Annotated in this window: 22 protein-coding genes; 7 read left to right on the plus strand and 15 right to left on the minus strand. The window is 73.5% G+C overall.

Annotation, left to right across the window (positions count from 1 at the left end; translation table 11 throughout):
- Window positions 1–238 precede the first annotated feature (238 nt).
- From ACFVVA_RS38935 to ACFVVA_RS38945, 3 genes are all read right to left on the minus strand, one after another.
- Window positions 239–1,039 (minus strand): DUF3710 domain-containing protein, encoded by an 801-nt coding sequence (locus tag ACFVVA_RS38935; RefSeq protein WP_387695433.1) that lies wholly within the window; start codon window positions 1,037–1,039, stop codon window positions 239–241.
- Window positions 1,040–1,108: 69 nt separating this feature from the next.
- Window positions 1,109–1,576 carry a dUTP diphosphatase gene (dut, locus tag ACFVVA_RS38940; RefSeq protein ID WP_030239204.1) on the minus strand — a complete coding sequence of 156 codons (468 nt, stop codon included), beginning with the start codon at window positions 1,574–1,576 and terminating at the stop codon, window positions 1,109–1,111.
- Window positions 1,573–2,151, minus strand: a complete 579-nt coding sequence (locus tag ACFVVA_RS38945) for a PaaI family thioesterase (protein WP_359913260.1) — start codon at window positions 2,149–2,151, stop codon at window positions 1,573–1,575. Before ACFVVA_RS38945 ends, dut begins: the two co-directional genes overlap by 4 nt.
- 135 nt (window positions 2,152–2,286) lie before the next feature.
- Here ACFVVA_RS38945 and ACFVVA_RS38950 point away from each other — a divergent pair, with 135 nt between their 5' ends.
- Window positions 2,287–2,736 carry a DUF3093 domain-containing protein gene (locus ACFVVA_RS38950; protein WP_380350893.1) on the plus strand — a complete coding sequence of 150 codons (450 nt, stop codon included), beginning with the start codon at window positions 2,287–2,289 and terminating at the stop codon, window positions 2,734–2,736.
- Between the two features lie 290 nt (window positions 2,737–3,026).
- On the opposite strand, the gene ACFVVA_RS38955 is transcribed toward ACFVVA_RS38950, so the two are convergent.
- The 4 genes from ACFVVA_RS38955 to ACFVVA_RS38970 form a co-directional block, all read right to left on the minus strand.
- On the minus strand, window positions 3,027–3,326 hold the full coding sequence (locus ACFVVA_RS38955) for a DUF4193 domain-containing protein (RefSeq protein ID WP_329924615.1): 300 nt from the start codon (window positions 3,324–3,326) through the stop codon (window positions 3,027–3,029).
- Between the two features lie 472 nt (window positions 3,327–3,798).
- Window positions 3,799–4,785 carry an acyl-ACP desaturase gene (locus ACFVVA_RS38960; RefSeq protein ID WP_387695434.1) on the minus strand — a complete coding sequence of 329 codons (987 nt, stop codon included), beginning with the start codon at window positions 4,783–4,785 and terminating at the stop codon, window positions 3,799–3,801.
- 232 nt (window positions 4,786–5,017) lie between these two features.
- Window positions 5,018–6,316 carry a sensor histidine kinase gene (locus ACFVVA_RS38965; RefSeq protein ID WP_387695435.1) on the minus strand — a complete coding sequence of 433 codons (1,299 nt, stop codon included), beginning with the start codon at window positions 6,314–6,316 and terminating at the stop codon, window positions 5,018–5,020.
- Between the two features lie 73 nt (window positions 6,317–6,389).
- The gene (locus ACFVVA_RS38970; protein ID WP_359913230.1) at window positions 6,390–7,043 is read right to left on the minus strand and encodes a response regulator transcription factor; all 654 of its coding nucleotides are present in this window, start codon (window positions 7,041–7,043) and stop codon (window positions 6,390–6,392) included.
- Window positions 7,044–7,487: 444 nt separating this feature from the next.
- On the opposite strand from ACFVVA_RS38970, the gene ACFVVA_RS38975 reads away from it, so the two are divergent.
- Window positions 7,488–7,673 carry a hypothetical protein gene (locus tag ACFVVA_RS38975; protein WP_030057688.1) on the plus strand — a complete coding sequence of 62 codons (186 nt, stop codon included), beginning with the start codon at window positions 7,488–7,490 and terminating at the stop codon, window positions 7,671–7,673.
- Between the two features lie 158 nt (window positions 7,674–7,831).
- Here ACFVVA_RS38975 and ACFVVA_RS38980 read toward each other — a convergent pair whose 3' ends face one another.
- Both ACFVVA_RS38980 and ACFVVA_RS38985 read right to left on the minus strand, forming a co-directional pair.
- Window positions 7,832–8,650, minus strand: coding sequence for an inositol monophosphatase family protein (locus ACFVVA_RS38980; RefSeq protein ID WP_387695436.1), 819 nt, complete (start codon window positions 8,648–8,650; stop codon window positions 7,832–7,834).
- Window positions 8,651–8,727: 77 nt separating this feature from the next.
- Window positions 8,728–9,870 (minus strand): ferrochelatase, encoded by a 1,143-nt coding sequence (locus tag ACFVVA_RS38985; RefSeq protein ID WP_387695437.1) that lies wholly within the window; start codon window positions 9,868–9,870, stop codon window positions 8,728–8,730.
- Between the two features lie 132 nt (window positions 9,871–10,002).
- On the opposite strand from ACFVVA_RS38985, the gene ACFVVA_RS38990 reads away from it, so the two are divergent.
- Window positions 10,003–11,271, plus strand: coding sequence for an MFS transporter (locus ACFVVA_RS38990; protein ID WP_387695438.1), 1,269 nt, complete (start codon window positions 10,003–10,005; stop codon window positions 11,269–11,271).
- 105 nt (window positions 11,272–11,376) lie between these two features.
- Window positions 11,377–12,699, plus strand: a complete 1,323-nt coding sequence (locus tag ACFVVA_RS38995; protein ID WP_387695439.1) for a D-arabinono-1,4-lactone oxidase — start codon at window positions 11,377–11,379, stop codon at window positions 12,697–12,699.
- Between the two features lie 12 nt (window positions 12,700–12,711).
- On the opposite strand, the gene ACFVVA_RS39000 is transcribed toward ACFVVA_RS38995, so the two are convergent.
- Window positions 12,712–13,602, minus strand: coding sequence for a hypothetical protein (locus ACFVVA_RS39000; RefSeq protein WP_387695440.1), 891 nt, complete (start codon window positions 13,600–13,602; stop codon window positions 12,712–12,714).
- Window positions 13,603–14,119: 517 nt separating this feature from the next.
- Here ACFVVA_RS39000 and sepH point away from each other — a divergent pair.
- Window positions 14,120–15,199: a septation protein SepH gene (gene sepH / locus ACFVVA_RS39005; protein WP_359913245.1), complete on the plus strand. Its 1,080-nt coding sequence runs from the start codon at window positions 14,120–14,122 to the stop codon at window positions 15,197–15,199.
- 96 nt (window positions 15,200–15,295) lie between these two features.
- On the opposite strand, the gene ACFVVA_RS39010 is transcribed toward sepH, so the two are convergent.
- Window positions 15,296–16,174 carry a sulfurtransferase gene (locus tag ACFVVA_RS39010; protein ID WP_387695441.1) on the minus strand — a complete coding sequence of 293 codons (879 nt, stop codon included), beginning with the start codon at window positions 16,172–16,174 and terminating at the stop codon, window positions 15,296–15,298.
- A 239-nt stretch (window positions 16,175–16,413) separates the two neighbouring features.
- On the opposite strand from ACFVVA_RS39010, the gene ACFVVA_RS39015 reads away from it, so the two are divergent.
- Window positions 16,414–17,157, plus strand: coding sequence for a VOC family protein (locus tag ACFVVA_RS39015; protein ID WP_387695457.1), 744 nt, complete (start codon window positions 16,414–16,416; stop codon window positions 17,155–17,157).
- Between the two features lie 67 nt (window positions 17,158–17,224).
- On the opposite strand, the gene ACFVVA_RS39020 is transcribed toward ACFVVA_RS39015, so the two are convergent.
- The 4 genes from ACFVVA_RS39020 to ACFVVA_RS39035 all read right to left on the minus strand — a co-directional run bounded on the left by ACFVVA_RS39020 (window position 17,225) and on the right by ACFVVA_RS39035 (window position 22,691).
- Window positions 17,225–17,881, minus strand: coding sequence for a thymidine kinase (locus ACFVVA_RS39020; RefSeq protein WP_359913251.1), 657 nt, complete (start codon window positions 17,879–17,881; stop codon window positions 17,225–17,227).
- Window positions 17,882–17,951: 70 nt separating this feature from the next.
- Complete coding sequence (locus ACFVVA_RS39025; RefSeq protein ID WP_387695442.1) at window positions 17,952–19,139, minus strand: alkaline phosphatase family protein; 1,188 nt, start codon at window positions 19,137–19,139, stop codon at window positions 17,952–17,954.
- Window positions 19,140–19,183: 44 nt separating this feature from the next.
- Window positions 19,184–19,783: a DUF5998 family protein gene (locus ACFVVA_RS39030; protein WP_387695443.1), complete on the minus strand. Its 600-nt coding sequence runs from the start codon at window positions 19,781–19,783 to the stop codon at window positions 19,184–19,186.
- 91 nt (window positions 19,784–19,874) lie between these two features.
- Window positions 19,875–22,691 carry a GNAT family N-acetyltransferase gene (locus tag ACFVVA_RS39035; RefSeq protein WP_380551294.1) on the minus strand — a complete coding sequence of 939 codons (2,817 nt, stop codon included), beginning with the start codon at window positions 22,689–22,691 and terminating at the stop codon, window positions 19,875–19,877.
- A gap of 228 nt (window positions 22,692–22,919) precedes the next feature.
- Here ACFVVA_RS39035 and ACFVVA_RS39040 point away from each other — a divergent pair, with 228 nt between their 5' ends.
- Window positions 22,920–23,201 (plus strand): HPr family phosphocarrier protein, encoded by a 282-nt coding sequence (locus ACFVVA_RS39040; protein WP_360355341.1) that lies wholly within the window; start codon window positions 22,920–22,922, stop codon window positions 23,199–23,201.
- Window positions 23,202–23,322: the final 121 nt, after the last annotated feature.

A 23,322-nucleotide genomic window follows, 5' to 3' on the forward strand; every position in this document is an offset into this window, starting at 1 on the left:
TTCGGACCGCCTTCCAGCGGACCCTCCGGGCTTCGTTCTTTCGTGTTTCCAGCTTATCAGATGTTTTCCGCTCCGTTTTCCGGAGTTTCATTCATCGGATTTGCTTTCCGCTTTGTCGCCCCGGTCTCCCGCGGCGACTCCGGAACTGTACGGGGACCGGCCCGTCACATGCAAATCGCCCCTGCCCGGGGGTCCGGGCAGGGGCGATCAGTGCCGGTCGAGGCCGGTCGGAGCCGGGTCAGCGGACCTCGGTGATCTCCGGACCGCGCGCGAACGGGTCGAGCGAGGTGCCGCCGAAGCGGTTGTCGCCCTCGCCGCCGGCGGCGGCCCCGCCACCGTCGGCGACCATCTGGGCGTCCTCGGGAAGCTTCAGGACGATCGGGTCACGGGGAGCCATCGGGGACTCGCCGCGCACGACGACCGTCTGCCGGAAGACCTGCTCCAGGATCCCGGCCATCTCCGGCTGCACCGCGGCCTGGCCCGAGATCACACCGCGCAGGAACCAGCGCGGGCCGTCGCAGCCGACGAACCGCACCAGCTGCACACCCTGGGTGCCGTCCGGCAGCTGCACCGGGACCTGGGCACGGAGGTGCCAGCCGAGCGGGCCCTCCTCCTCCTCGATGAGGCCGCCCTGCGAGGTGATGCCGTTGGCGATCTCCTCCCGGACCTCCCCCCAGATGCCCTCGGACTTCGGGGCCGCGAAGGCCTGGAGCTGGATGGCGCTGTTGCCGAGCACGAGGGTGGCGGCCACGATCGCGTCACCGGCGACCTCGACGCGCAGCTCCATGCCCTCGACACCGGGGACCAGCAGACCCCCGAGGTCGACTCGCCCCTCCTCGGGGTTCTCGAGCTCGGAGTGGTCCCACGGACCGTCCGGCCGGGGGGCCGGCGGCAGGCCGACCCTGTCGGCCGGGTCCAGCTCGGTCACGTTCTCGCTCTCGGCGGAACCTTCGACGTCATCGGCCGTCTCGTCGGCGCTGATGGCGTCGTCGGCGAGCTGCTCGACAGCGTCCTCGCTCTTCTGGCGACGACGGAACACGGTCACTGTCCTTCCCGGTCCAAGACCGATGCGAATACCTGCTCGGCTTCCTGCGAAGCCGCGGGCATGCTAGACCGCGGCGTGGCCGCCGGTCGACCCGAACCCGCCCTCGGCACGTGCCGACCCAGGCAGCTCCTCCACCTCGTGGAAACGGGCCTTCTCGACCTGCTGGATCACCAGCTGGGCGATCCGGTCCCCTCGGCGGAAGCTGACCCCCTCGCGCGGGTCCAGATTGACGACGATCACCTTGATCTCTCCACGGTACCCGGCATCGACCGTCCCCGGGGCGTTCACGAGGGCAACGCCGCAACGAGCTGCGAGCCCGGACCGGGGGTGGACGAAGGCCGCGTAGCCGTCCGGCAGAGCGACGGCGATGCCGGTGGGCAGGACGGCCCGCTCGCCGGGGGCCAGCTCGGCGTCGACGGTGGTGCGCAGATCGGCACCGGCGTCCCCGGGCTGCGCGTAGGCGGGCAGCGGCAGCTCGGGGTCGATGCGCTTGATCAGGACGTCCAGCTGCGGGCGGGGGGTATCACTCAAGGGTTCACCTCAAAGGCTCGTGCGCGCTTCATCAGATCCGGGTCGTCGAGGACCTTCTCGATGTCCTCGGGACGACCGTGCGTGGTGAAGTGTTCCAGCTTCACCTGGATGAAGAGGGCCTGCGCACGGACGGCGAGCGGTCCGTCCGGACCGCCGATCCGCGCCTCGGCGGCGCTGTAGATCTTGCGGCCGTGCACGCCGGTGATCCAGGCGCGCAGGTGCAGCACCGAGTCGACGGGCACCGGGCTGAGGAAGTCGGTCTCCAGCCGGCCGGTCACGGCGGGGGCGTGCAGCAGCCAGTTGAGCGTGCCGAGGGTCTCGTCCATGGCGGTGGTCAGCAGCCCGCCGTGGGCCAGGCCCGGGCCGCCCTGGTGGGCGTCGCGGACGGCGAACTCGGCGGTGACGTCGAGTCCCTCGCCGGCGACCGCGTCGATCCGCAGGCCGCCGGGGTGCTGCGGGCCGCAGCCGAAGCAGTGCTCGTAGTGGGAGCCGAGCCGGGTGCCGGGGGCGGGCGCCCGGGGGTGGCGCTCCGGCAGGACGGCGTCCGGCGGCGGGGTGGTCGGGGTCGGCGGCATGACGGGCGCCGGCCGGTCGGTGGGGGTGCTGGGGGCTGTCGTACCGGTCACGGGGGCCAACCCTACCCAGGGGTAGCGGGCCTCCGGTGGGGGTGGCGTCCCGCGCCGGACGTCAGGGCGACCACAATGGGGGGCATGTACGACGAACGCCTCACGGTGCCGCGTTCCTGGTGGCTGCTCCCGATCGCGGTGGGTCTCACGCTCGCGCTGATTCTGATCCGGGTCAGCGGTCCGGCCGCGCTGATCGGGCTGGTGGTCGGCATCGCCGCCGGCGCGGTCGCGATCAGCAGTTACGGCTCGGCCCGCATCCGCGTGGTCCAGGGCTCACTGGTGGCCGGCCCGGCCAGGATCCCGGTGGACGCTCTCGGCGACGCTCAGGCGCTGAGCCCCGCCGAGGCGGCGGCCTGGCGCGGCCCCAAGGCCGATCCGCGCGCCTTCATGCTGCTGCGCAGCTACGTCCCGACGGCGCTGCGGGTCGAGGTGACCGACCCGGCCGACCCAACGCCGTACCTCTACCTGTCGACCCGCTCGCCGATGAAGCTGGCGGAGGCCCTGGAGGACGCCCGGCGCGGCGCCCGCACCTGAGGCGGGCCCGAGCCGGCCGTGAGCCGGCCGGGCCGGGACCCGGGCCGGACGAAGGGGCCGGACGGACGAACCGAAGAGGCCGGACAAACCGAGAGGGACGGTTCCGCTGCTGCGGGACCGTCCCTACGACTTTGTCCTGACCGGGTTCCCGGCCGACTCCGTCCTCCCGGGCCCGTCCTGCCGGACGGTACCCGGACCTGCCGTCCGGCCCCGCTGCCCGGGGCCGGAAGGAGCGGTGTGCCGGTCCCGCGGGCGCAGCCGCGGGCACCGGGCCCTGTCCGCCGCGGTGCTCAGGCGCCGCAGTCCCGGCAGATCGGGTTGCCGTTCTTCTCGCTGTAGAGCTGGCTGCGGTGGTGAACCAGGAAGCAGCTCATGCAGGTGAACTCGTCGGCCTGCTTCGGCAGGACACGGACGGCGAGTTCCTCGTTCGAGAGGTCGGCGCCGGGAAGCTCCATGCCCTCCGCGGCGTCGAACTCGTCGACGTCGACAGAGCTGCCGCCCTTGTCGTTCCGCCGAGCCTTGAGCTCTTCGATGCTGTCCTCGTTGACGTCATCGTCGGTCTTGCGTGGGGTGTCGTAGTCGGTTGCCATTTGTCGCTCTCCCCCTCCGGGTTGTGCGGTGTGTGCGGTATCTCCAGCGCACGTAACGCATGGGGGGTCGGTCTTGTGCCCGACCCGAGGCGGAGATTTTGCCTTACTTCAAGCCCTGTTACTCAATCGACACTCAGCCCGGGCTCCATCGGGGTGATCCCCAGGCCTGCGGAAGGCCTCACGCTGGGCCATCGCCGACCCCTGTCGGACCCGATAAACCGGACACGCACAGTGAGCAAGACCGGTGCGGGAGCCCGGGAAATCCCGTGCCCACCAGGGAGACCGACCGATCCCGTGGACCGGCCGGGGGTCGAAATCCGGTCACGGACGGCGATCGGCACCCCTGGGCCGGTGATCACTCTCCGGGGTTGCCCGGAATCGCGGAGCGACACGATGTGAGCTTGGTCACGTTAAGAATCTTCCTGGTCAAACCACGGAAAATCCACCCACTCCGACCGCCCGGTGCCGGACCTCAGCCGGCGGTCTTCCGGGCCGCGCGACGGGCCAGCAGGGCGGCCTGGCGCTCCTCGAACTTCCGGGCCTGGTCGTCCAGCCCGTCCAGGAAGACGCCCAGCTCGTTCTGCGCCAGCAGGCCCTCCGGGCCGAGCCCGCCGATCTCCATGACCTTGAGGTGGCGCAGCACCGGCTGGAGCACGTCGTCGTGGTGGATACGCAGGTTGTACACCCCGCCGAGGGCGATCTGCGCGGCGGCGCGCTCGAAGCCGGGGATTCCGTGGCCGGGCATCCGGAAGTCGGTGACGACGTCGGCGACGGCCCGCATGGCCTGGTCCGGGGCGATCTCCAGGGCGGCCTTCAGCAGGTTCCGGTAGAAGACCATGTGCAGGTTCTCGTCGTTGGCGATCTTCGCCAGCAGCTGCTCGCAGAGCGGGTCGCCGGCGTACCTGCCGGTGTTGCGGTGCGCGATGCGGGTGGCGAGCTCCTGGAAGGCCACGTACGCGACCGAGTGCAGCATGCTGTGCGCGTTGTCGGACTCGAAGCCCTCGGACATGTGGCTCATCCGGGCCCGCTCCAGCGCCACCGGGTCGACCGCCCGGGTGGCGAGCAGGTAGTCGCGGATCGCTATCCCGTGGCGCCCCTCCTCGGCCGTCCAGCGGTGCACCCAGGTGCCCCAGGCGCCCTCGCGGCCGAACATGGTCGCGATCTCGTGGTGGTAGCTGGGCAGGTTGTCCTCGGTCAGCAGGTTCACCACCAGCGACACCCGGCCCACCGCGGTCACCTGGGACTGCTCCAGCGACCAGGCCTCGCCGCCCAGCACGCCGTCGAAGTCGCGGCCCTGGCTCCACGGGACGAACTCGTGGGGCATCCACTCCTTCGCCACGGCCAGGTGGCGGTTGAGCTCCTTCTCGACGACCTCTTCGAGGGCGAGGATCAGGCGCGCGTCGGTCCAGCCGCTCGCGACGAGCGGGGAGCTGCTGCTCTGCACAGGGGCGATGGTCACGGTCTTGCTCCTGAGGGGACGGCACGCGCTGGGACGGGCGCGTTGAGACGGGGACACTTCGTGCGGACCCGCAGACGGGCCGCCGGCGGATTCACCTACGGTTGCGTAGGTTACGACACCGTAAGTTGCTCGGGCCGGAAAAGACAAGCCGCCCCCGCCAGGCCTTATGTCGTCTTGACGGGCCTGACGGGGGCGGCTGGGAACGGTCGCCTACGGAAGGGTCGTTCGACCCTTACGGAGAGGGGATGCGGACCCTCATGGTGAGTCCGCCACCGGCGCGCGGCGTGGCCTCGATGGTGCCGCCGTGGGCGCGCACGACCGAGCGGACGATGGACAGGCCGAGCCCGACCCCCTTGTCGCTGCGGGTGCGGTCGGCGCCCTTGATCCGGCGGAACGGCTCGAAGATGTGCTCCAGCTCGTACCCGGGCACCACCGGGCCGGTGTTGGAGACCACCAGCTCGCCGCCGCCGGGCACCGCCGTGGTGGCCAGCTCGACCCAGCCTCCCGGGGTGTTGTAGCGCACGGCGTTCTGCAGCAGGTTGAGCGCGAGGCGCTCCAGCAGTACGCCGTTGCCGCCGGCCATGGCCGGATCGAGCTTCGAGCGCAGCTCGACCTCGCGCTTGTCGGCCTCGCCGCGGGTCTGCTCCAGCGCCCGGGTGGCCACCTCGGACAGCTCCACCGGGCGCCGGTCGGTCAGCTCGTTCTCGCTGCGGGCGAGCAGCAGCAGGCCCTCGACCAGCTGCTCGCTGCGCTCGTTGGTGGCCAGCAGGGTCCTCCCCAGCTGCTGGAGGTCGGACGAGGCCGCCGGGTCGGAGAGCTGGACCTCCAGCAGGGTGCGGTTGATCGCCAGCGGGGTGCGCAGCTCGTGCGAGGCGTTGGCGACGAAGCGCCGCTGGGAGTCGAAGGAGCGGTCCAGCCGGTCCAGCATGCCGTCGAAGGTGTCGGCGAGTTCCTTGAGCTCGTCGTCCGGGCCGTCCAGCTCGATCCGGCGGTGCAGGTCGGAGGTGGCCACGTCGCGGGCGGTGCGGGTGATCCGGCCGAGCGGGCGCAGCACCCGGCCGGCCATCGCGTAGCCCGCCGCGAAGGCGATCACGGCGAGGCAGACCAGCATGGTCAGCGACTTGCGCAGCAGGGTGTTGAGCGCGGAGTTGGAGCGCGCCAGGTAGTCGGCGGCCTGCCACTGGTTGTAGTCGGTGCTGTTCATGGTGGTGCTGATGCCGTCGGGGCTGGTGACCCGGAGGCTGCCGTCGAAGACCAGCTTGCGCGGCGCCAGGTACGAGACGGCATCCTGGAAGAACACGTACATCAGGAGCAGCAGCACCACGCCGGCCATCAGGAACATCCCGCCGTAGAGCAGGGTGAGCCGCATCCGGATGGTGGGGCGGAAGGGCAGCCAGGCGAGCATGCCGTCGCCGGGGGTGTAGTGCCCGGGGCGGTGGACGCGCGGCGGGGTCAGGGGCTTCGGCGGGACGGCACGCGGGCCGCCGGCGGGCGCGCCGGAGGCCCCGCCGGCTGGGGGCGGGGTGGTCATGATGATCCTCTCGGGGCGTCCGCCGGGGCGGGCGCGTACGGCGGGGAGTCCGGGGTCGGGCGGACTCCGGTCGTCAGATCCGGTAACCGGAGCCCGGCACGGTGACGATCACCGGCGGGTCGCCGAGCTTGCGGCGCAGCGTCATCACGGTGACGCGCACGACGTTGGTGAACGGGTCGGTGTGCTCGTCCCAGGCCTTCTCCAGGAGCTGCTCGGCCGAGACGACGGCGCCGCCGGCCCGCATCAGCACCTCCAGGACGGCGAACTCCTTGGGGGCGAGCTGGACGGTGCGTCCGTCGCGGATCACCTCGCGCCGGCCGGGGTCGACCGAGATGCCGGCGCGTTCCAGTACCGGGGGCAGCGGGACGGTCGCGCGGCGGCCCAGCGCCCTTACCCGGGCGACGAGTTCGCTGAAGGCGAACGGCTTCGGAAGGTAGTCGTCCGCGCCGATCTCCAGGCCCTCGACCCGGTCGCTGATGTCGCCGGAGGCGGTCAGCATGATCACCCGGGTGGCCAGGCCCTGCTCGACCACCTTGCGGCAGACGTCGTCCCCGTGCACCAGCGGAAGATCGCGGTCCAGGACGACGACGTCGTAGTCGTTGACCGCGATGCGCTGGAGCGCGGCCTCCCCGTCGTACACCACGTCGACGGCCATCGCCTCGCGGCGCAGGCCGGTCGCGACGGCCTCGGCGAGCAGCTGCTCGTCCTCGACGACGAGAACCCGCACGGTGGTTGTCCCTTCTCCAGGCCGGCCCCGGAAAGCGGACGCACGGCTCCGACGGTGCCTCCATCCTGCCTGGTCCGGCGGTAAAGCAGCGATAAGCTGCCCCTCGGGCACGGAGCCGGAGCCCCCGGCCGTCACCGTTCGCACCCGCACCACTCCGCTTGGACTGTGACACAGGCAACTTTCTTCCGCCGGGAGGTTTCCCGCCCTCCGGGGCGGGGAGGACAGCTGCACACCCGCGATCTGGCTGACGGCCGGTCGCACCCACCCGCCGTGCGTTCATCCGCGCCGGCCCTGGGGCTGGGACATCACCGGGAGCGGCCGAAGGGCCGTCTCCGCACCTATCCGGACCTTCACCACCATCCGGGCTCGGTGCTTTCACCGGCTGGACCTCCTCGGGGCGGAGAGCGCACGACCGTGCACGTCCGACACAGTAAGGGGGCCCGTATGGACGCCTTCAAGGCCGGAATCCTGCAGCGCATAGCCAACGCCGAGCAGGATCTGCACCGCGCGATCGAGGCCGGGGACGAGTTCCTCGCCGAGGTGGAGCAGTCCGAGCTGGACGACCTCCGCCGACTCGCCGCCGAGCACGGCGTGGACACGGTGCTGGAGCGCCACCGCACCGCTGCCTGACCCGTCCGGCACACCGACCAGTCGCCGGATCTCCGGCACCAGCGGCCCTGCGGGGGCCGTGCGAAACCCAGGCCCTGGCATTCCCCGTATGCCAGGGCTCTTCGCATGTCCGGGGCCGCCCCGCCCGCGGGTTCCGCGGGCGGGGCGGCCGGAACCGGTCAGTCCGCCCAGGCGCGCAGCGCGGCCAGCCGCTCCTGGAGCGGCTCGTACACCCCGGGGGCGGCGGCCACGGTCAGCTCGCCGTCGGGGCCGTGCCCGGGACGGCCGCCGACCAGGGCCCCGGCCTCGGCGGCGATCAGGCAGCCGGCCGCCCGGTCCCAGGGGGCGAGGCCGCGCTCGTAGTAGCCGTCCAGCCGCCCGGCGGCGACGTCGCACAGGTCCACCGCGGCCGCCCCGCCCCGGCGGATGTCGCGCACCTGCGGCATCAGCGCCAGCAGCACCTCGGCCTGCCGGACCCGCACCGACTGGACGTAGTTGAAACCGGTGGCGATCAGCGCCTGGCCCCAAGGCGGGGCCGGGCGGGCCGAGACCGGCCGGCCGTCGAGGCGGGCACCGCGGCCCAGGACGGCGTGGAACAGCTCGCCGCGGGCCGGGGCGTACACCACGCCGACGACCGCGCGGCCGTCCACCTCGGCGGCCACGCTGACCGCCCAGGAGGGCAGCCCGTACAGGTAGTTGACCGTCCCGTCGAGCGGGTCCACGACCCAGCGGACCCCGCTGGTGCCCGGCCGCTCGGCGCCCTCCTCGCCGAGGTAGCCGTCCTCCGGGCGGCGGTCGGTGATCAGCTCCAGGACGAGCTTCTCGGAGGCGAGGTCCATCTCGGTGACCACGTCGACCGGGCTGCTCTTGGTCCCGGCCACGCCGAGGTCGGCGGGGCGGCCGTCGCGCAGCAGGGCGCCGGCCTGCCGGGCCGCGTCCAGGGCGACCTCCAGCAGGTCGTCGAGGAGCCGGTCGTCGGGCTGGGCGGGGGTGGGCACGGGGTTCTCCTCCGGAGCGACGGAACGGACGGGACGGACGGGACGCGCGGGACGGACCGGGCGCGCGGGACGGGCGGTCAGTGCTCGGCGACGGCCGGACGCGGGGCGCGCGGGTTCGGGCAGCAGGCCACCGCGCACACGTCGTGGCTGGGGCCGAGGGTGCCGAGGGCGCAGCGGGTCACCCGCTCGCCGCGCTCGACGGCGGCCCGCTCCAGGACGAGCTCGCGCACCGCGGCGGTGAACCGGGGGTCGGCGCCGACGGTGGCGGCCCGGGCCACCGGCAGGCCGAGCTCGGCGGCCTTGGCCGCGGCCTCGGTGTCGAGGTCGTACTTGACCTCCATGTGGTCGGAGACGAAGCCGATCGGGACCATGACCACGGCGGGCGCACCGTCGGCGTGCTGGGCCTCCAGGTGGTCGCAGACGTCGGGTTCCAGCCACGGGGTGTGCGGGGCCCCGCTGCGGCTCTGGTACACCAGCTCCCACGGCCGCTCGGCCACGCCGGTGCGGTCGGCCACGGCGGCGGCGATCAGCCGGGCCACGTCCAGGTGCTGGGCGACGTACGCGCCGCCGGGCTCGCCGCGGGCCGGGTCGTCCGGGGCGCCGGAGGTCTCGGCCATCGAGTCCGGGACGGAGTGGGTGGTGAACGCCAGCCGGGCGCCGGGACGGACGGCCTCGGGCAGCTCCGCCAGGGCGGCCAGGACGGCGTCGGTCATCGGCTCGACGAAGCCCGGGTGGTTGTAGAAGTGCCGCAGCTTGTCGACCCGCAGGGCGGGCACGCCCTCCTCGGCGAGCGCGGCCAGCGCGTCGGCCAGGTTCTCCCGGTACTGGCGGCAGCCCGAGTAGCCGGCGTAGGCGCTGGTGGCGAGCACCGCGATCCGGCGGTGGCCGTCGGCGGCCAGCTCCCGCAGGGTGTCGACCAGGTAGGGCGCCCAGTTCCGGTTGCCCCAGTAGACCGGCAGGTCCAGCCCGTGCTCGGCGAAGTCCTTGCGCAGCGCGGCGAGCAGCTCGCGGTTCTGCCCGTTGATCGGACTGACCCCGCCGAACATGAAGTAGTGCTTGCCCACCTCCTTCAGCCGCTCCTTGGGGATGCCGCGACCCCGGGTGACGTTCTCCAGGAACGGGACGACGTCCTCGGGGCCCTCGGGCCCGCCGAAGGAGAGCAGCAGCAGGGCGTCGTACGGGGCGGCGCCGGAGGGGGAGGGTTTGCGCGCGTCGGACATGGCACCGATCCTGCCACTGAGGGGCCGGGCGCCGTCGCGGGGGCCGCGCTGGTGTCCGGAAAATACCGTTTGCCAACGTACGTAAGCTGTCTTTGCCAGCCTTGTTCCTTACTCCCCTTGCCCGGAGCTCCCGTGCTGTCCAGCTACCGCCAGATATTCGCCTCCCCCGGCACTCTGGCCTTCTCCTCCACCGGCTTCGTCTCCCGACTGCCGATCTCCATGACCGGGATCGGCATCGTGACCATGCTGTCCCAGCTCAGAGGCTCCTACGGAGTGGCCGGCCTGGTCTCCGCCTGTCTCGCGGTCTCCGCCGCGATCCTCGGCCCCCAGGTCTCCCGGCTGGTGGACCGGCACGGCCAGCGAAGGATCATCGTCCCCGCCATGGCGATCACCGTCGTCGCCGTCACCGGCCTGCTGCTCTGCGCCCGGCTGGAGGCCCCGGACTGGACGCTGTTCCTCTTCGCCGCCGGCATGGGAGTGATGCCCAGCACCGGTGCGATGGTCCGCGCCCGCTGGGCCCACCTCTACCGCGAGGACACCGGCAAGCTGCACACCGCCTACTCCTTCGAGGCCGTGGTCGACGAGGTCTGCTTCATCGTCGGCCCGATCCTCTCCATCGGCCTGGCCACCTCCGTCTTCCCCGAGGCCGGCGTGCTGCTCGCCGGGATCTTCCTCGCCGTCGGCGTGCTGCTGTTCGCCGGGCAGCGCTCCACCGAGCCGCCGGTTCACCCGGCCGCCCGGCACGCGGGCGGCTCGGTCATCCTCAACCGCGGCCTCCAGGTGCTGATCGTGACCTTCGTCGCCACCGGCGCGATCTTCGGCTCGGTCGAGGTGGTCACCGTCGCCTACGCCGAGGCCCAGGGCCACAAGTCGATCTCCAGCGTGATCCTCGCCCTGTGGGCGCTCGGCTCCTGCCTGGCCGGGGTGGTCTTCGGGACCCTCAAGCTCACCGGCTCGATGGCGGTGCGCTTCCTCGTCGGCGTCCTGTTCATGGCGGTCAGCATGGTGCCGCTGCTGCTGGTCGCCCACGCGGTGCACGGCGTCGGCGGGCTGGTCGCGGTCGGCGCCGCGCTGCTGATCGCCGGCATCGCCATCTCCCCCACCCTGATCACCGCGATGGCCCTGGTCGAACGGCTCGTCCCGGCCTCCCAGCTGACCGAGGGCATGACCTGGACCACCACCGGCCTGGCCCTCGGCGTCGCGGTCGGGTCCTCGGCCGGCGGCTGGGTGGTCGACGCCTCCGGAGCCGCCGCGGGCTACTGGGTGCCGCTGGCCGCGGGCCTGCTCGGCGTGGTCGCCGCCCTCGCCGGCCTCGCCCGGCTGCGCGCCGGACTGACCACCGAACCCGCCGCCGAGGCGGCCGCCGACGGGGCCGGACGACCCGTAGACGCCGACCGGTGAACTGACTAGTCTCTCGCCCTACCCGCGGGCCGTACCGGCGGGTAGGGCGGTAGCGCCGCCCCGGACCGCGCCGACCCGTTCGGCCACGGAGCAGGAGGCAGCGCAATGCCCCAGGCCAGTACCGCGACCCCCACCCGGTGGACCAACTGGGCCGGCAACCAGAGCGCCCGGCCCGCCCGGGCCGCCGCCCCCGGCACCGCGGAGGAACTGGCCAAGGAGATCCTGCGGGCCGCCGAACAGGGCCGCACCGTCAAGGCCGTCGGCTCCGGCCACTCCTTCACCTCCATCGCCTCCGCCGGCGACGGCGTCCAGATCCGCCCGCACGCGCTCACCGCCGTCCGCGGGATCGACCGCGAGGCCGGCACCATCACCGTCGAGTCCGGCCTCCCGCTGCACCGGCTCAACCGGGTCCTCGCCGCCGAGGGCCTCTCGCTGACCAACATGGGCGACATCGAGGTCCAGACGGTGGCCGGCGCCACCAGCACCGGCACCCACGGCACCGGCCGCGACTCGGGCTCGCTGGCCGCCCAGATCCGCGCCCTGGAGATCGTCCTCGCCGACGGCAGCGTCCGGCACTGCTCCCCCACCGAGAACCCCCGGCTCTTCCAGGGCGCCCGGCTCGGCCTCGGCGCCCTCGGCGTGATCACCGCGCTCACCTTCGGCGTCGAGCCGGCCTTCCTGCTCACCGCCCACGAACAGCCGATGGGCTTCGACGAGGTGCTGGAGCGCCTGGACGACCTCACCGCCGTCAACGAGCACTTCGAGTTCTACTGGTTCCCGCACACCGACCGCTGCGCCACCAAGCGCAACAACCGCAGTCAGGGCCCGGCCGCCCCGCTGCCCCGGTTCAAGGAGTGGCTGGAGGACGACTTCCTCTCCAACACCGTCTGGGAGGGCGCCTGCCGGGTCGGCCGGCGCTTCCCCGGCTCGATCCCCTCCATCGCCTCGATGGCCAGCCGGGCCTGGTCCGAGCGCAGCTTCACCGACACCGCGTACAAGGTGTTCACCAGCCCGCGCAAGGTCCGCTTCGTGGAGATGGAGTACGCGGTGCCGCGCGCGGCCGTCGGCGAGGTGCTCCGCGAACTGAAGGCCCTGGTCGAGCGCTCCGACTGGAAGGTCAGCTTCCCGGTCGAGGTGCGCTTCGCCCCCGCCGACGACCTCTGGCTCTCCACCGCCTCCGGCCGGGACAGCGCCTACATCGCCGTCCACCTCTACCGGGGCACCGCCGACCAGGGCTACTTCACCGGCGTCGAACAGCTGATGACCGCCCATCAGGGCCGGCCGCACTGGGGCAAGCTGCACACCCGCGACGCCGAGTACCTGGCCGGCGTCTACCCGTACTTCGGCGACTTCATCGCGCTGCGCGACGAGGTCGACCCGCAGCGGGTGTTCGGCAACGACTACCTGCGCCGGGTGCTGGGCGCCTGACCGGCGCATGTCCTAGGGGGTCGCGGTGGTCCCGTCGGCCGACGGCGCCACCGGCGCCTTCGCCGGCTCCTTCAGCGGCTCCCTCGCCGGGGCGTCGCTCGGCGCAGGCGGCTGCGGGGTCGTCCCGCCGCCGGGCTTCCCGCCGCCCGCCGACGGGGAGGCGCCGGCCGACGGGGTCGCGCCCGGGCCCGCCGAGGGCGAGGCCGTCCCCGCGCCGGTGCTCGGCGTGTCGCCCGGCTCCCGGCTCGGCCGGGTGGTCGCCGGGGCCGAGGCGCCGCCGGACGGCGCGGTGTCCTGGCCCGGGCGGCCGCCCGGGGCGGGCCGGTCCGTCGGGGCGTCCTGTGGCCGGTCGGACTTGTCGGACTTGGACGTCAGCGCCCCGCCGAAGGACGTGCCGTTGCCGGACTCGCCCTTGACCGTCGCCGACACCGGCTGCCCGGTGGCCAGTTCGAACGCCACGATCGGCGCCATCGCCAGCACGAAGACCAGCCCGGACACCGCCGCGTACGTCTTCCAGCCCCACCGCCGGCGCGCCCGCACCACCTGCGGCTCGTTCCACTCCGAGGTGATCACCGGCGGCTGCGCCCGCGTCCCGGACGGCCCGGTCTCCACCGGCGCCTGCCGCAGGGTATTGGCGGCCTGGTTCGGCCCCCGGTCCACCGCCTCGCGCAGCTGCTCACCGGTCCGCTTGAAGATGTGCTGGAACACCGCGCCACCGGTGGTGGCCCCGATGCTCACCACGGCGGCGCCCAGGATCGTGCCGTACACCCCCAGCTCGGAGGCCAGCAGCGCGCCCACCACCGTGGCCAGCGCACTCGCCGCGACCTGAGCCACACTCAGATCGATGCGCCTGCGCTCCTCCTTGGCTTTTCCGCCCTCCTCGGCGGGGCTCCGCTCCGGCATCAACATCCCTCGGTCCGTACGACTGTTCCTCGAACAAGGCTCTCCATCTTGCACAAAGAAGGACACAAGGGACGAAAATGCGGTTCTCCGCGCCCGGATTGTGTGAAGATGATCACCGTTCATCCGACGGTGGTCCGCCATTGGGGGAGCGCGCTCTTGAGATTCCCGTGAATCGCGGGAGACTTGAGCGGCGAGCCGCCCCGCTGGATGCCACGAATGGAGTACTGTTCGTAAAGCCCGAGCCTTGGGTCGACTTGTCGACTACGTCTACACCGGTAGCTTGACGAGGAGCCACTGAACGGGCACGCACGGCGACGCCGGTCCCGGATCGTCGCGAACACTCCGCGTGCGAGGACGGCCGGGACACCCAGGCGCGACGCCGACGGACGGCGTGGCAAAAAGGCAACCGTGCCACAGCGGCGCGCGCGGGCGTAAGCCCGACACGCCGGGGAACTCAGCAAGGTTGTGGCCAGTCGCCAGTGGGCAGGCCACACTCAGTACGGGAGCAGCGACGCAGGTGACGTCGGCAGGCACCACCCGGGAGGTAACCGTGCCCGAACTGCGGGTTGTGGCCGTCAGCAACGACGGCACACGGCTGGTGCTCAAGGCTGCCGACAGCACGGAGTACACCCTTCCCATCGATGAGCGGCTGCGTGCCGCCATCCGCGGGGACCGTCCGCGCCTCGGCCAGATCGAGATCGAGGTCGAGAGCCATCTGCGGCCCCGGGACATCCAGGCGCGGATACGAGCCGGTGCCTCCGCCGAGGAGGTCGCCCAGGCGGCCGGCATCTCCGTCGACCGCGTCCGCCGCTTCGAGGGCCCGGTGCTCGCCGAGCGCGCCTTCATGGCCGAGCGCGCCCGCAAGACCGCGATCCGCCGCAACGGCGAGTCCCCCGGTCCGCAGCTCGGCGAGGCCGTCGCCGAGCGGCTCGCGCTGCGCGGCGCCGAGAAGGAGACCGAGCGCTGGGACTCCTGGCGGCGCGACGACGGCACCTGGGAGGTCATCCTCTCCTACCGGGCCGACGGCGAGGGCCGCAGCGCCTCCTGGACGTACGACCCGCCCCGCCGCCTGGTCCAGCCCAACGACGACGAGGCCCGCGCGCTGATCGGCGAGAACGTCGAGCGCGAGGAGGAGTCGGTCTTCCCGTTCATCCCGCGGATCGCCCGACTCCCCCACGAGCGGCCGCCCCGCCCGATGATCGACCGGCCCTCGGCCGACCGCATCATGTCGGCCCGCGAGGTCCGCGAGTCGCGGGAGGCCACCGCCGAGGCCCGGGACTCGCTGACCAGCCTGCTCGACGTGGTCCCCGCCTTCCGCGGCGACCTCGCCGTCGGCGCCCCCGCCCCGATCGAACCGGTGCCCGCCGAGGTCGCCGAGGAGAGCGAGGAGGCCGCTGCGGCGGCCGCCCCGGCCGTCGGCGCGGGCTCGGCCTACGCCGACATCCTGATGCCGCGCGCCGTCGCCCCGCACCGCGAGCGCCTGGTCGGCACCACCGACCGGCAGGCCGAGGCGGACGGCGTCCGGCCCGGGCGCCGGGCCACCGTGCCCAGCTGGGACGAGATCGTCTTCGGCAGCCGGCGCAAGAAGCAGGAGTAGTAGCGCAGCAGCACGGTGGTGGGGGGCGTCGGCCGAGCCGGCGCCCCCCACCGCTGCGCACCCGCCGGGGGATCCCGCCGCAGGGTGCGCGCCGGCTCAGCCCGGCTGCTCGGTTACCGCCACCGGACGCGACTCGTCGCTCGACCACTCGCTCCACGAGCCCGGGTACAGCACGGCCGACAGACCCGCCACCTCCAGCGCCAGGATCTGGTGCGCCGCCGTCACGCCCGAACCGCAGTACACCGCGGTCTCCCGCTCCCCCGCGCCCAGCGCCCGGAACCGGGCGGCCAGCTCGGCGGCCGGCCGGAACCGGCCGTCCGGGCCCACGTTCCCGGCCGTCGGCGCCGAGACCGCGCCCGGGATGTGCCCGGCCCGCGGGTCCACCGGCTCGCTCTCGCCCCGGTAGCGCTCCCCGGACCGGGCGTCCAGCAGCAGGCCGCCGCGCGCCAGGGCCGCGGCGCCGTCCCCGTCCACCGTCGGCAGCTGCCCCGGCACCGGCTTGAAGTCGCCCTCCCCCGGCTCCGGCAGCTCGGTCGACACCGGCAGCCCGGCCCCCTGCCAGGCCGCGAACCCGCCGTCGAGCACCCGGACGTCCCGGTGCCCGGCCCAGCGCAGCAGCCACCAGGCCCGGGCCGCCGCCATCGAGGCCGCGCCGTCGTACACCACGACCGGACGCGGCGCACTCACCCCGAAGCGGCGCATCGCCGCGCCGAACTCCTCCGGGTCCGGCAACGGGTGGCGACCGCCCCGGCCGGGGGCGCCGGGCGGGGCGGCCAGGTCCCGGTCCAGCTCGACGAAGTGGGCGCCGGGCAGGTGACCGGCCCGGTACTCCTCGGCCGCGGTCGGGCCGCCCGGCGCGGCGCCGACCAGCTGGTAGCGCACGTCCAGCAGCACCGGCGGCAGCGCGGAGGCCAGCGCCTCCCGCAGCTCGGCCGCGGAGATCAGCGGGGAACCGTCGTTGTAGGTGGTGGTCATGGCGGCCATTGTCGCGCAGTGCGGCACCGGTGGCGGGGCATCCGGCTCCTTGCCGCGGTCCGACCCGCGAAATCCGACGGAATCCGTCGGGACACGCCCGAACCGCCGCTCTTTGTGGTGTCTTTGCCGGATTTTCCGCGCGGCCCGAGGGTTGGGCGCCCGCCAGGGTGGAAGCATCACCCTCGCGCGCGTGGATTTCCGTGCGCCAACCACCCACGAGGAGGCCCGCATTGCCCGCGGTGGAACTCCGACTGGCCCAGGGCACGCCCTGCTGGGTCAGCCTGCTGACCGACGACCTGCCCGGCGCCCGCGCCTTCTACGGCGCCCTGCTCGGCTGGACGTACACGCCCGGGCCCGGGCAGCTCGGCGACTACGTCCGGGCCGAGCTCGACGGGGCGCCGGTGGCCGGCCTCGGCGTCTCCACCGCCACCGGCTTCCCGGTGCAGTGGACCACCTACTTCGCCGTGGACGACGCCGACCGCACCGCCCAGCTGGTCCGCGAGTGCAGCGGGACCGTCGCCGTCGGACCGCTCCAGGCCGAACGCGCCGGGCGGATGGCCATCGCCGCCGACGTCTCCGGCGCGGTCTTCGGCCTCTGGCAGGGCGAGGAGCACCTCGGCCGGGAGGCCGGCCGCGAACCGGGCGCCCCGGCCTGGGCCGAACTGCTCACCCCCGACGCACAGGGCGCCGCCGCCTTCTACTCCACCGTGTTCGGCCGCCCGGTCCGCTCCGCCGCGGACGAGACCGCGCTGCTGGTGCAGGGGCGGCCGGTCGCCGGCATCCGGCACCGCGCCGAGCTGCGCGGCCACCCGCCGCGCTGGCGCACCCACTTCGTGGTCCGCGACGCCGGGCTGGCCGCCCGTCACGCCGTAGAGCTCGGCGGCCGGGTCCTGGTCGAACCGCACGACACCGCCCGCGGCCGCGCCGCCCGGCTCGCCGACCCGCAGGGCGGGCACTTCTCCGTGCTGGAAGTGATTCCGTAGCGGACGGCGCCGTCCGGGTGGCGCCGGTGCCTGCGGGCCGCCGGCCCTCTCGGGCCTGCCGGTCCCCTCAGGCCTGCTGCTCCTCGAAGGGCAGCACGTCCGGGGAGAGCACCGAGGCGCGCGCCGTCGCGGCGGTCAGCCGGCGGCGGTGGTGGCGGCGGCACAGCACCTCGTAGCCGACCTCGTCCCGGTCCACCGAGATGTCGCCGATCACCACCTGCGCGCCCTCGACCACCATCACGCCGCCGACCGTCCGGGCGTTGTGGGTCGCCCGGGCGCCGCACCAGCACAGCGCCTCGACCTGGAGCACCTCCACCCGGTCGGCCAGCTCGATCAGCCGCTGCGAGCCCGGGAACAGCCGGGTGCGGAAGTCGGTGGTGATGCCGAAGGTGTAGACGTCGATGCCCATCTCGTCCACCACCCGGGCCAGCTGGTCGACCTGTTCGGCCGCGAAGAACTGCGCCTCGTCGCAGATCAGGTAGTCCACCCGCCCGCCGGCCGAGATCCGCTGCACCACGTGCGCGTGGAAGTCGAAGTCGTCCGTCACCTCGACCGCGTCGGCGCGCAGGCCCAGCCGGCTGGAGATCGTCGCCGCGCCCGCCCGGTCGTTGCGGGTGAGGATCACGCCCTGCCGGCCGCGCGCGGTGTGGTTGTGGTCCATCTGCAGCGCCAGCGTCGACTTGCCGCAGTCCATCGTGCCCGAGAAGAACACCAGTTCAGCCATGGGTGGAGCAAAGGCCTTTCAAATCAAGGGAGTTCGGGCACAGATAAGTCAAGTGGGCGGCGCGGCCCGGCTAGCCGCGGACTTCGAGCAGCGGCACGAACTGCTCGACCGGGGTCATCGAACCGTGCAGACCGATCATCGCGGACTCGCCGGGCTCGTTGCGGGAGGCGACGATCGCGATGTCGTCGCGCGCCGCGGCCACCACGTCGCCGATCCGGGCGTACACCCGCTCGTCCACTGTCGGACCGAACCAGCCCGCCTCGATCGCCCGGTCCCGGGTGGCCACCCACATCCGGTCGCCCAGCACCTCGCTCCAGACCGCGTGCACATCGGCCGCCGCACCCGGCACCGCGTACACGTGCCGGGCCCGGCCCTCGCCGCCGAGCAGGGCGACGCCGGCGCCCAGCTCCCAGTCCTCGTCGAAGTCGATCCGGTCCTCCGGCGCGATGTCGATCATGCCGTGGTCGGCCGTCACGTACATCGCCGAGCGCGGCGGCAGCTGCGCGGCCAGCCGGCGGGCCAGCCGGTCCACCGCGTCCAGCGTCATCCGCCACTCGTCCGAGTCCACCCCGAAGCGGTGGCCCGCACCGTCCAGCTCGCTGACGTAGGTGTACACCAGCGCCCGGTCGTGCTCGGCCAGCCAGGAGGCCGCCAGGTCCATCCGCTCCTCGCCCGTGGTGCGGCCGAGGAAGGAGCCGCCGGACAGCGCCACCCTGGTCAGCGGAGTCTGGGCGAACAGCGGGGACGAGACCTGCGCGGTCGCCACCCCGGCCTGGTGGGTGCGCTCGAAGACCGTCGGGTACGGCTGCCAGGCGTGCGGGTCGGTCGGCGGCTGCCAGCGCAGCTGGTTCATCAGGTAGCCGGCGCCCGGCACCGCCACCGTGTACCCGGCCAGGCCGTGCAGGCCCGGCGGCGTGCCGGTGCCGACCGAGGCCAGCGAGGTCGCCGTGGTCGACGGGAAGCCCGCGGTCAGCGGACGGCCGCTGCCGCCCAGCGAACTCCCGACGAGCGAGGACAGGAACGGCGCGTACTCGGGGTGGCGCAGCAGCAGCTCCCAGCCCAGGCCGTCCACCAGGAACACCACCACCCGGTCCGCCGGGGCGATCGGGAGCGTCGCGGTGAACCCGGGGACGCCCAGCCCCGCCGCCACCGAGGGCAGCAGGTCGCACAGCGAGCCGCTGCCGTACGGGGGCGCGGGGGCCGTGGCCGGGTCAAGGATCTCGAAGGCGTCGTAGCCGTCGGCAGGAACGAAGGACATGGAACCGGATTCGTAGCGGTGCGGTCGGTCGGATGCGGCGGAGCTCAGACCCGCGGGCTGGTGCTGATCGTCGCGTCGGAGAGCGCCCGGGCGAACAGCAGCGCCTGGGCCACCGTCTCCGGGCCGTCGCCGGCCTCGCTCACCCGCAGGGAGAGGTCGTCGGCCGTGGCCGAGCCGGTGTAGCCGTGGTCCGCCTCGCAGTTCGGGTCGGAGCAGCCGGCCGGCTCCAGGTCCAGGCGCTGCACCGCGCCCCAGCCGATCGTCAGCACCACCTCGCGCGGCAGGGTGCCCGGGGTGTACGTCTCGGGGTTCGCCACCATCCGGCTCAGCACGACCGAACCGATCCGGTCCAGTCGGACGCTCTCCGTCGACGTCGTCGCGAACGGCACCGCCGGGCTGCCCTCGGCCCCGGACTGCTCGTCGGTGTGACTCACCACGAACCGGGTCGGGGTGAGCACCAGCACCGTCACGTGCCGGCGCACCTCGTTGGCGTCGAACGTCGTCTCCTGGTGCACCAGGTAGGAGCTGATCGGCTCCGGGCCCACCGCGGACTCGACCGCCTCGGACACCAGGGCCGGGTAGTAGCCGCTGCGCTCGATAGCCGAGCGCAGGTCCTGAGTGGTGGTGGTACCGGTCTTCGCCATATCTCCATCCTGGCATGGTCCGCCGACGAAGCGGGCGGCACGGCGCCGAGCTTCGGACAACAGCGCCCGGGCAGGGCGCAACCAAGGAAGGTTACAGCGTGCTCATCGCGCGCGGGCCCAGATCGCTGCGGACCGGCAGGGGTGCGACCCTCACCCGCGCCCCCAGGATCGCCAGTCCGTGCGGGGCCACGACCACCGGTTCGAGATCCACCGAGGCGATCTCCGGAACGTCGTCCACCAGCTGCGAGACCCGCAGCAGCAGTTCCTCCAGCGCGCCGGTGTCCACCGCCTCGGCGCCGCGCCAGCCGAACAGCAGCGGCGCCGCCCGGACCTCCCGGATCAGCCCGGCGACGTCCTGGTCGGTGGCCGGAACCAGCCGGTGCGCCGTGTCGCCCAGCAGTTCGGCCGGCGCACCGGCCAGGCCGAAGGAGAGGATCGCGCCGACCGCCGGGTCCACCGTGGCGGCGATCACGGTGTCCACGCCGCGCGGCGCCATCCGCTGGACCACCAGCTCGGCCTGGGCGGCGCCACCGAGCAGCGCGTCCAGTTCGCGGTGGGCGCGGCGCAGGCCCGCCTCGTCGGTCAGGTCCAGCCGGACGCTGCCCAGGTCGGGGCGGTGGCGCAGGTGCGGGGCGGTCGCCTTGAGGGCCACCGGGTAGCCGAGCGTCCCCGCGGCCCGTACGGCCGTCTCCTCGTCCGGGGCCGGCCGCACCGGGGAGACGTCGATCCCGTAGCGGGCCAGCAACTCCTGGGCCCCGGCCTCGGGCAGGGTGATCCGGGCGCCGCCGGGCTGGGTGCGCGCCGCTACCGCGGCCCGGGTGCTCAGCGCCGCCTCCACCAGGCGGCGGGCGCCGGGCTCGTCGATCCGGTCCAGTTCGGGGACGCGCGCCGTCTCCTCCGCCTCGGCCGTGCGGCGGCGCCACTGCGCGTAGTGCACGGCGTGGGTGAGGGCGTTCACGGCCCGCTCGGGCGCCGCGTAGGCGGGGATGCCGCCGGGGCGCAGCCGGGTCGGCAGGTCGGTCAGCGCCAGGTGGGTGAGCAGCAGCGGCTTGCCCAGCTCCCGGGCGCGCAGGGCCGCTTCGAGCAGGGCGGCGGCGATCTCCGGGTCGTCCGAGCCCATCGCCGGGTCGTCCTCGCCGGTCAGCCGGCCGCCCATGAAGGCGTGGGCGGAGGTGCCGATCGGCGGGATGGCGACGGCGATCACCGCGTCCACGGCCGGGTCGGCGAGCGCGACGTCCAGGGCGATCCGGAAGTTCTCGCCGGTCGCGGCGGTGGTGAGGTCGACGGGGGTGCACGGGCGCAGGCCGGCGCTCAGCAGGGCGTCGTAGGTGAGCAGGCCGAGCGAGTCGGAGTTGCCGACCACCGCGACCCGGTCCCCCGGCGGCAGCGGCTGCTGGGCCAGCAGCTCGCCGGTGTCGTAAAGCTCGGTGATCGTCGCCACCCGGGTGACGCCCGCCTGTTCGAACAGCGCGTCCACGGTGGCGTCGCGCAGGCCGGTGGCGGTGGCGGGGACGGCGTGGCCGGGCGGCAGGCTGCCGGTGTGCCGGGCGCCCTTGACCACCACGACCGGCTTGACGGCGGCCAGCCGGCGGGCGATCCGGGTGAACTTGCGCGGGTTGCCGAAGGACTCCAGGTAGAGCAGCACCACCTGGGTGGCGTCGTCCTCGGCCCAGTACTGGAGGAAGTCGTTGCCGGAGACGTCGGAGCGGTTGCCGACCGAGGCGAAGGAGGAGACGCCGAGGCCGCGCTTGTGGGCGGCCTCCAGCAGGGCCACGCCGATCGCGCCGGACTGGCAGAAGATCCCGAAGCCGCCGCTGCCGGGCAGGCGCGGGGCGAGCGAGGCGTTCAGCGGGTGCTGCGGGTCGGTGTTGATCAGGCCGAAGGCGTTCGGGCCGATCACCCGCATGCCGGCCGCGCGGGCCTGGCGGACCAGCGCGCGCTGGCGGTCCCGGCCCTCCGGACCGGTCTCCGCGTAGCCGGCGGTGACCACCACCAGGCCCTGCACCCCGTGGGCGCCGCAGTCGGCGACGGCGGCCGGGACGGCGCCCTCGGGGACGGCGATCACGGCGAGGTCCACCGGTCCGGGAATGTCCAGAATCGAACGGTGGACCGGGACGCCGTCCAGCTCGGTGCCGGGCGCGGCGTTGCGGTTCACCGCGTACACCGCGCGGTCGGCCGGGGCGTCGTCCCCCAGCAGGTCGCGCAGGATGGCCCGGCCGACGGTCTGCGGGGTGCGGGAGACCCCGATCACCGCCACCGAGCGCGGGGTGAGCAGCCGCTGCACCGAGCGCGCCTCGGCGCGGTGCTCGCGGGCGCGCATCACGGCGAGCGAGCGGTCGGTCTGTTCGAGGTCGAACTCCAGGTGCACCACGCCGTCGGCGAAGCTGCGGTGCTGGGTGTAGCCGGCGTCGGTGAAGACCTTCACCATCTTCCGGTTCTCCGGCAGCACTTCGGCCTGGAAGCGGCGGATGCCGCGCTCCTGCGCGACCGCGGCGATGTGCTCCAGCAGGGCGGAGGCCACGCCGCGGCCCTGGTGGGCGTCCTGTACCAGGAAGGCCACCTCGGCGTCGGTGCCGGTGTCGCAGGGGCGGCCCTCGGCGTCGATCCGGTCGTACCGGACGGTGGCGATGAAGCGGTCCCGGACCACCACCGCGAGGCCCACCCGGTTCACGAAGTCGTGGTGGGTGAAGCGGCGGACGTCCTTGTCGGAGAGCCGCGGATAGGGGGCGAAGAAGCGGAAGTACTTGGACTGGTCCGACACCTGCTCGTAGAACTCCACGAGCCGGCCGGCGTCGGCGGGGGTGATCGGCCGGATCCGGGCCGTGCCGCCGTCACGCAGCAGGATGTCCGCTTCCCAGTGCTGCGGATAGTCGGGTTGCTCGGGGTTCGCCACCGCGGGGTCTTCCACATTCGTCAGGTTATCCGGCGGCGGGCCGAATGGCGCCGGGCGTGTGCTCACGGCAGGGTGGACAGCGCCATCGACCGGGATTTATGCCCCGAAAAGAAACAATCACAACTCCTGAACGCGGCGGTTTCCAGGGGCCGCCTGCGTGCAACACTGGTCTAGACAACATGGCCGCTTCCCCCGCTCCCCCTGAGCACGGCCGTGACCAGCTTCACCGGAAAGGCACGTCTCATGGCTGAGCGCCGCGTCACCATCGGTTGGGCCGAGGGCCTGCACGCCCGTCCCGCCTCCGTCTTCGTCCGGGCCGTCACGGCCACCGGCGTGCCGATCACCATCGCCAAGCCCGGCGGCAACCCGGTCAACGCCGCCTCCATGCTCGGCCTCCTCGCCCTGGGCGCCCAGGGCGGCGACGAGGTCATCCTCGCCTCCGACGCCGAGAACGCCGACGACGCCCTCGACCGCCTCGCGAAGCTCGTCTCCGAAGGCCTCGACGAGCTCCCCGCCGCGGCCTGAGCCTCGCAGCACACACCCGATCGGGGTGGGGCCCCCACCAGGGGGGCCCCCCCCCCGGGGTGGGTGGGCCCGGGAAGCGCACGACCAGCGAGAGGTGGGGGGCCACCCCGACCACGGGGAG

It is taken from the genome of Kitasatospora sp. NPDC058048 (assembly GCF_042885555.1).
GTDB lineage: Bacteria > Actinomycetota > Actinomycetes > Streptomycetales > Streptomycetaceae > Kitasatospora > Kitasatospora lactacystinica.

What these genes read in the sequence shown, in the direction of transcription:
- ACFVVA_RS39030 (WP_387695443.1), bottom strand. Translation starts at nt 19,783, where the DNA reads ATGGCGAAGACCGGTACCACCACCACTCAGGACCTGCGCTCGGCTATC.
- ACFVVA_RS38995 (WP_387695439.1), top strand. Translation starts at nt 11,377, where the DNA reads ATGCCCCAGGCCAGTACCGCGACCCCCACCCGGTGGACCAACTGGGCC.
- ACFVVA_RS39020 (WP_359913251.1), bottom strand. Translation starts at nt 17,881, where the DNA reads ATGGCTGAACTGGTGTTCTTCTCGGGCACGATGGACTGCGGCAAGTCG.
- ACFVVA_RS38965 (WP_387695435.1), bottom strand. Translation starts at nt 6,316, where the DNA reads ATGACCACCCCGCCCCCAGCCGGCGGGGCCTCCGGCGCGCCCGCCGGC.
- ACFVVA_RS39040 (WP_360355341.1), top strand. Translation starts at nt 22,920, where the DNA reads ATGGCTGAGCGCCGCGTCACCATCGGTTGGGCCGAGGGCCTGCACGCC.
- ACFVVA_RS38955 (WP_329924615.1), bottom strand. Translation starts at nt 3,326, where the DNA reads ATGGCAACCGACTACGACACCCCACGCAAGACCGACGATGACGTCAAC.
- ACFVVA_RS39000 (WP_387695440.1), bottom strand. Translation starts at nt 13,602, where the DNA reads ATGCCGGAGCGGAGCCCCGCCGAGGAGGGCGGAAAAGCCAAGGAGGAG.
- ACFVVA_RS38945 (WP_359913260.1), bottom strand. Translation starts at nt 2,151, where the DNA reads ATGCCGCCGACCCCGACCACCCCGCCGCCGGACGCCGTCCTGCCGGAG.
- ACFVVA_RS38950 (WP_380350893.1), top strand. Translation starts at nt 2,287, where the DNA reads ATGTACGACGAACGCCTCACGGTGCCGCGTTCCTGGTGGCTGCTCCCG.
- ACFVVA_RS38975 (WP_030057688.1), top strand. Translation starts at nt 7,488, where the DNA reads ATGGACGCCTTCAAGGCCGGAATCCTGCAGCGCATAGCCAACGCCGAG.
- ACFVVA_RS39025 (WP_387695442.1), bottom strand. Translation starts at nt 19,139, where the DNA reads ATGTCCTTCGTTCCTGCCGACGGCTACGACGCCTTCGAGATCCTTGAC.
- ACFVVA_RS38985 (WP_387695437.1), bottom strand. Translation starts at nt 9,870, where the DNA reads ATGTCCGACGCGCGCAAACCCTCCCCCTCCGGCGCCGCCCCGTACGAC.
- ACFVVA_RS39010 (WP_387695441.1), bottom strand. Translation starts at nt 16,174, where the DNA reads ATGACCACCACCTACAACGACGGTTCCCCGCTGATCTCCGCGGCCGAG.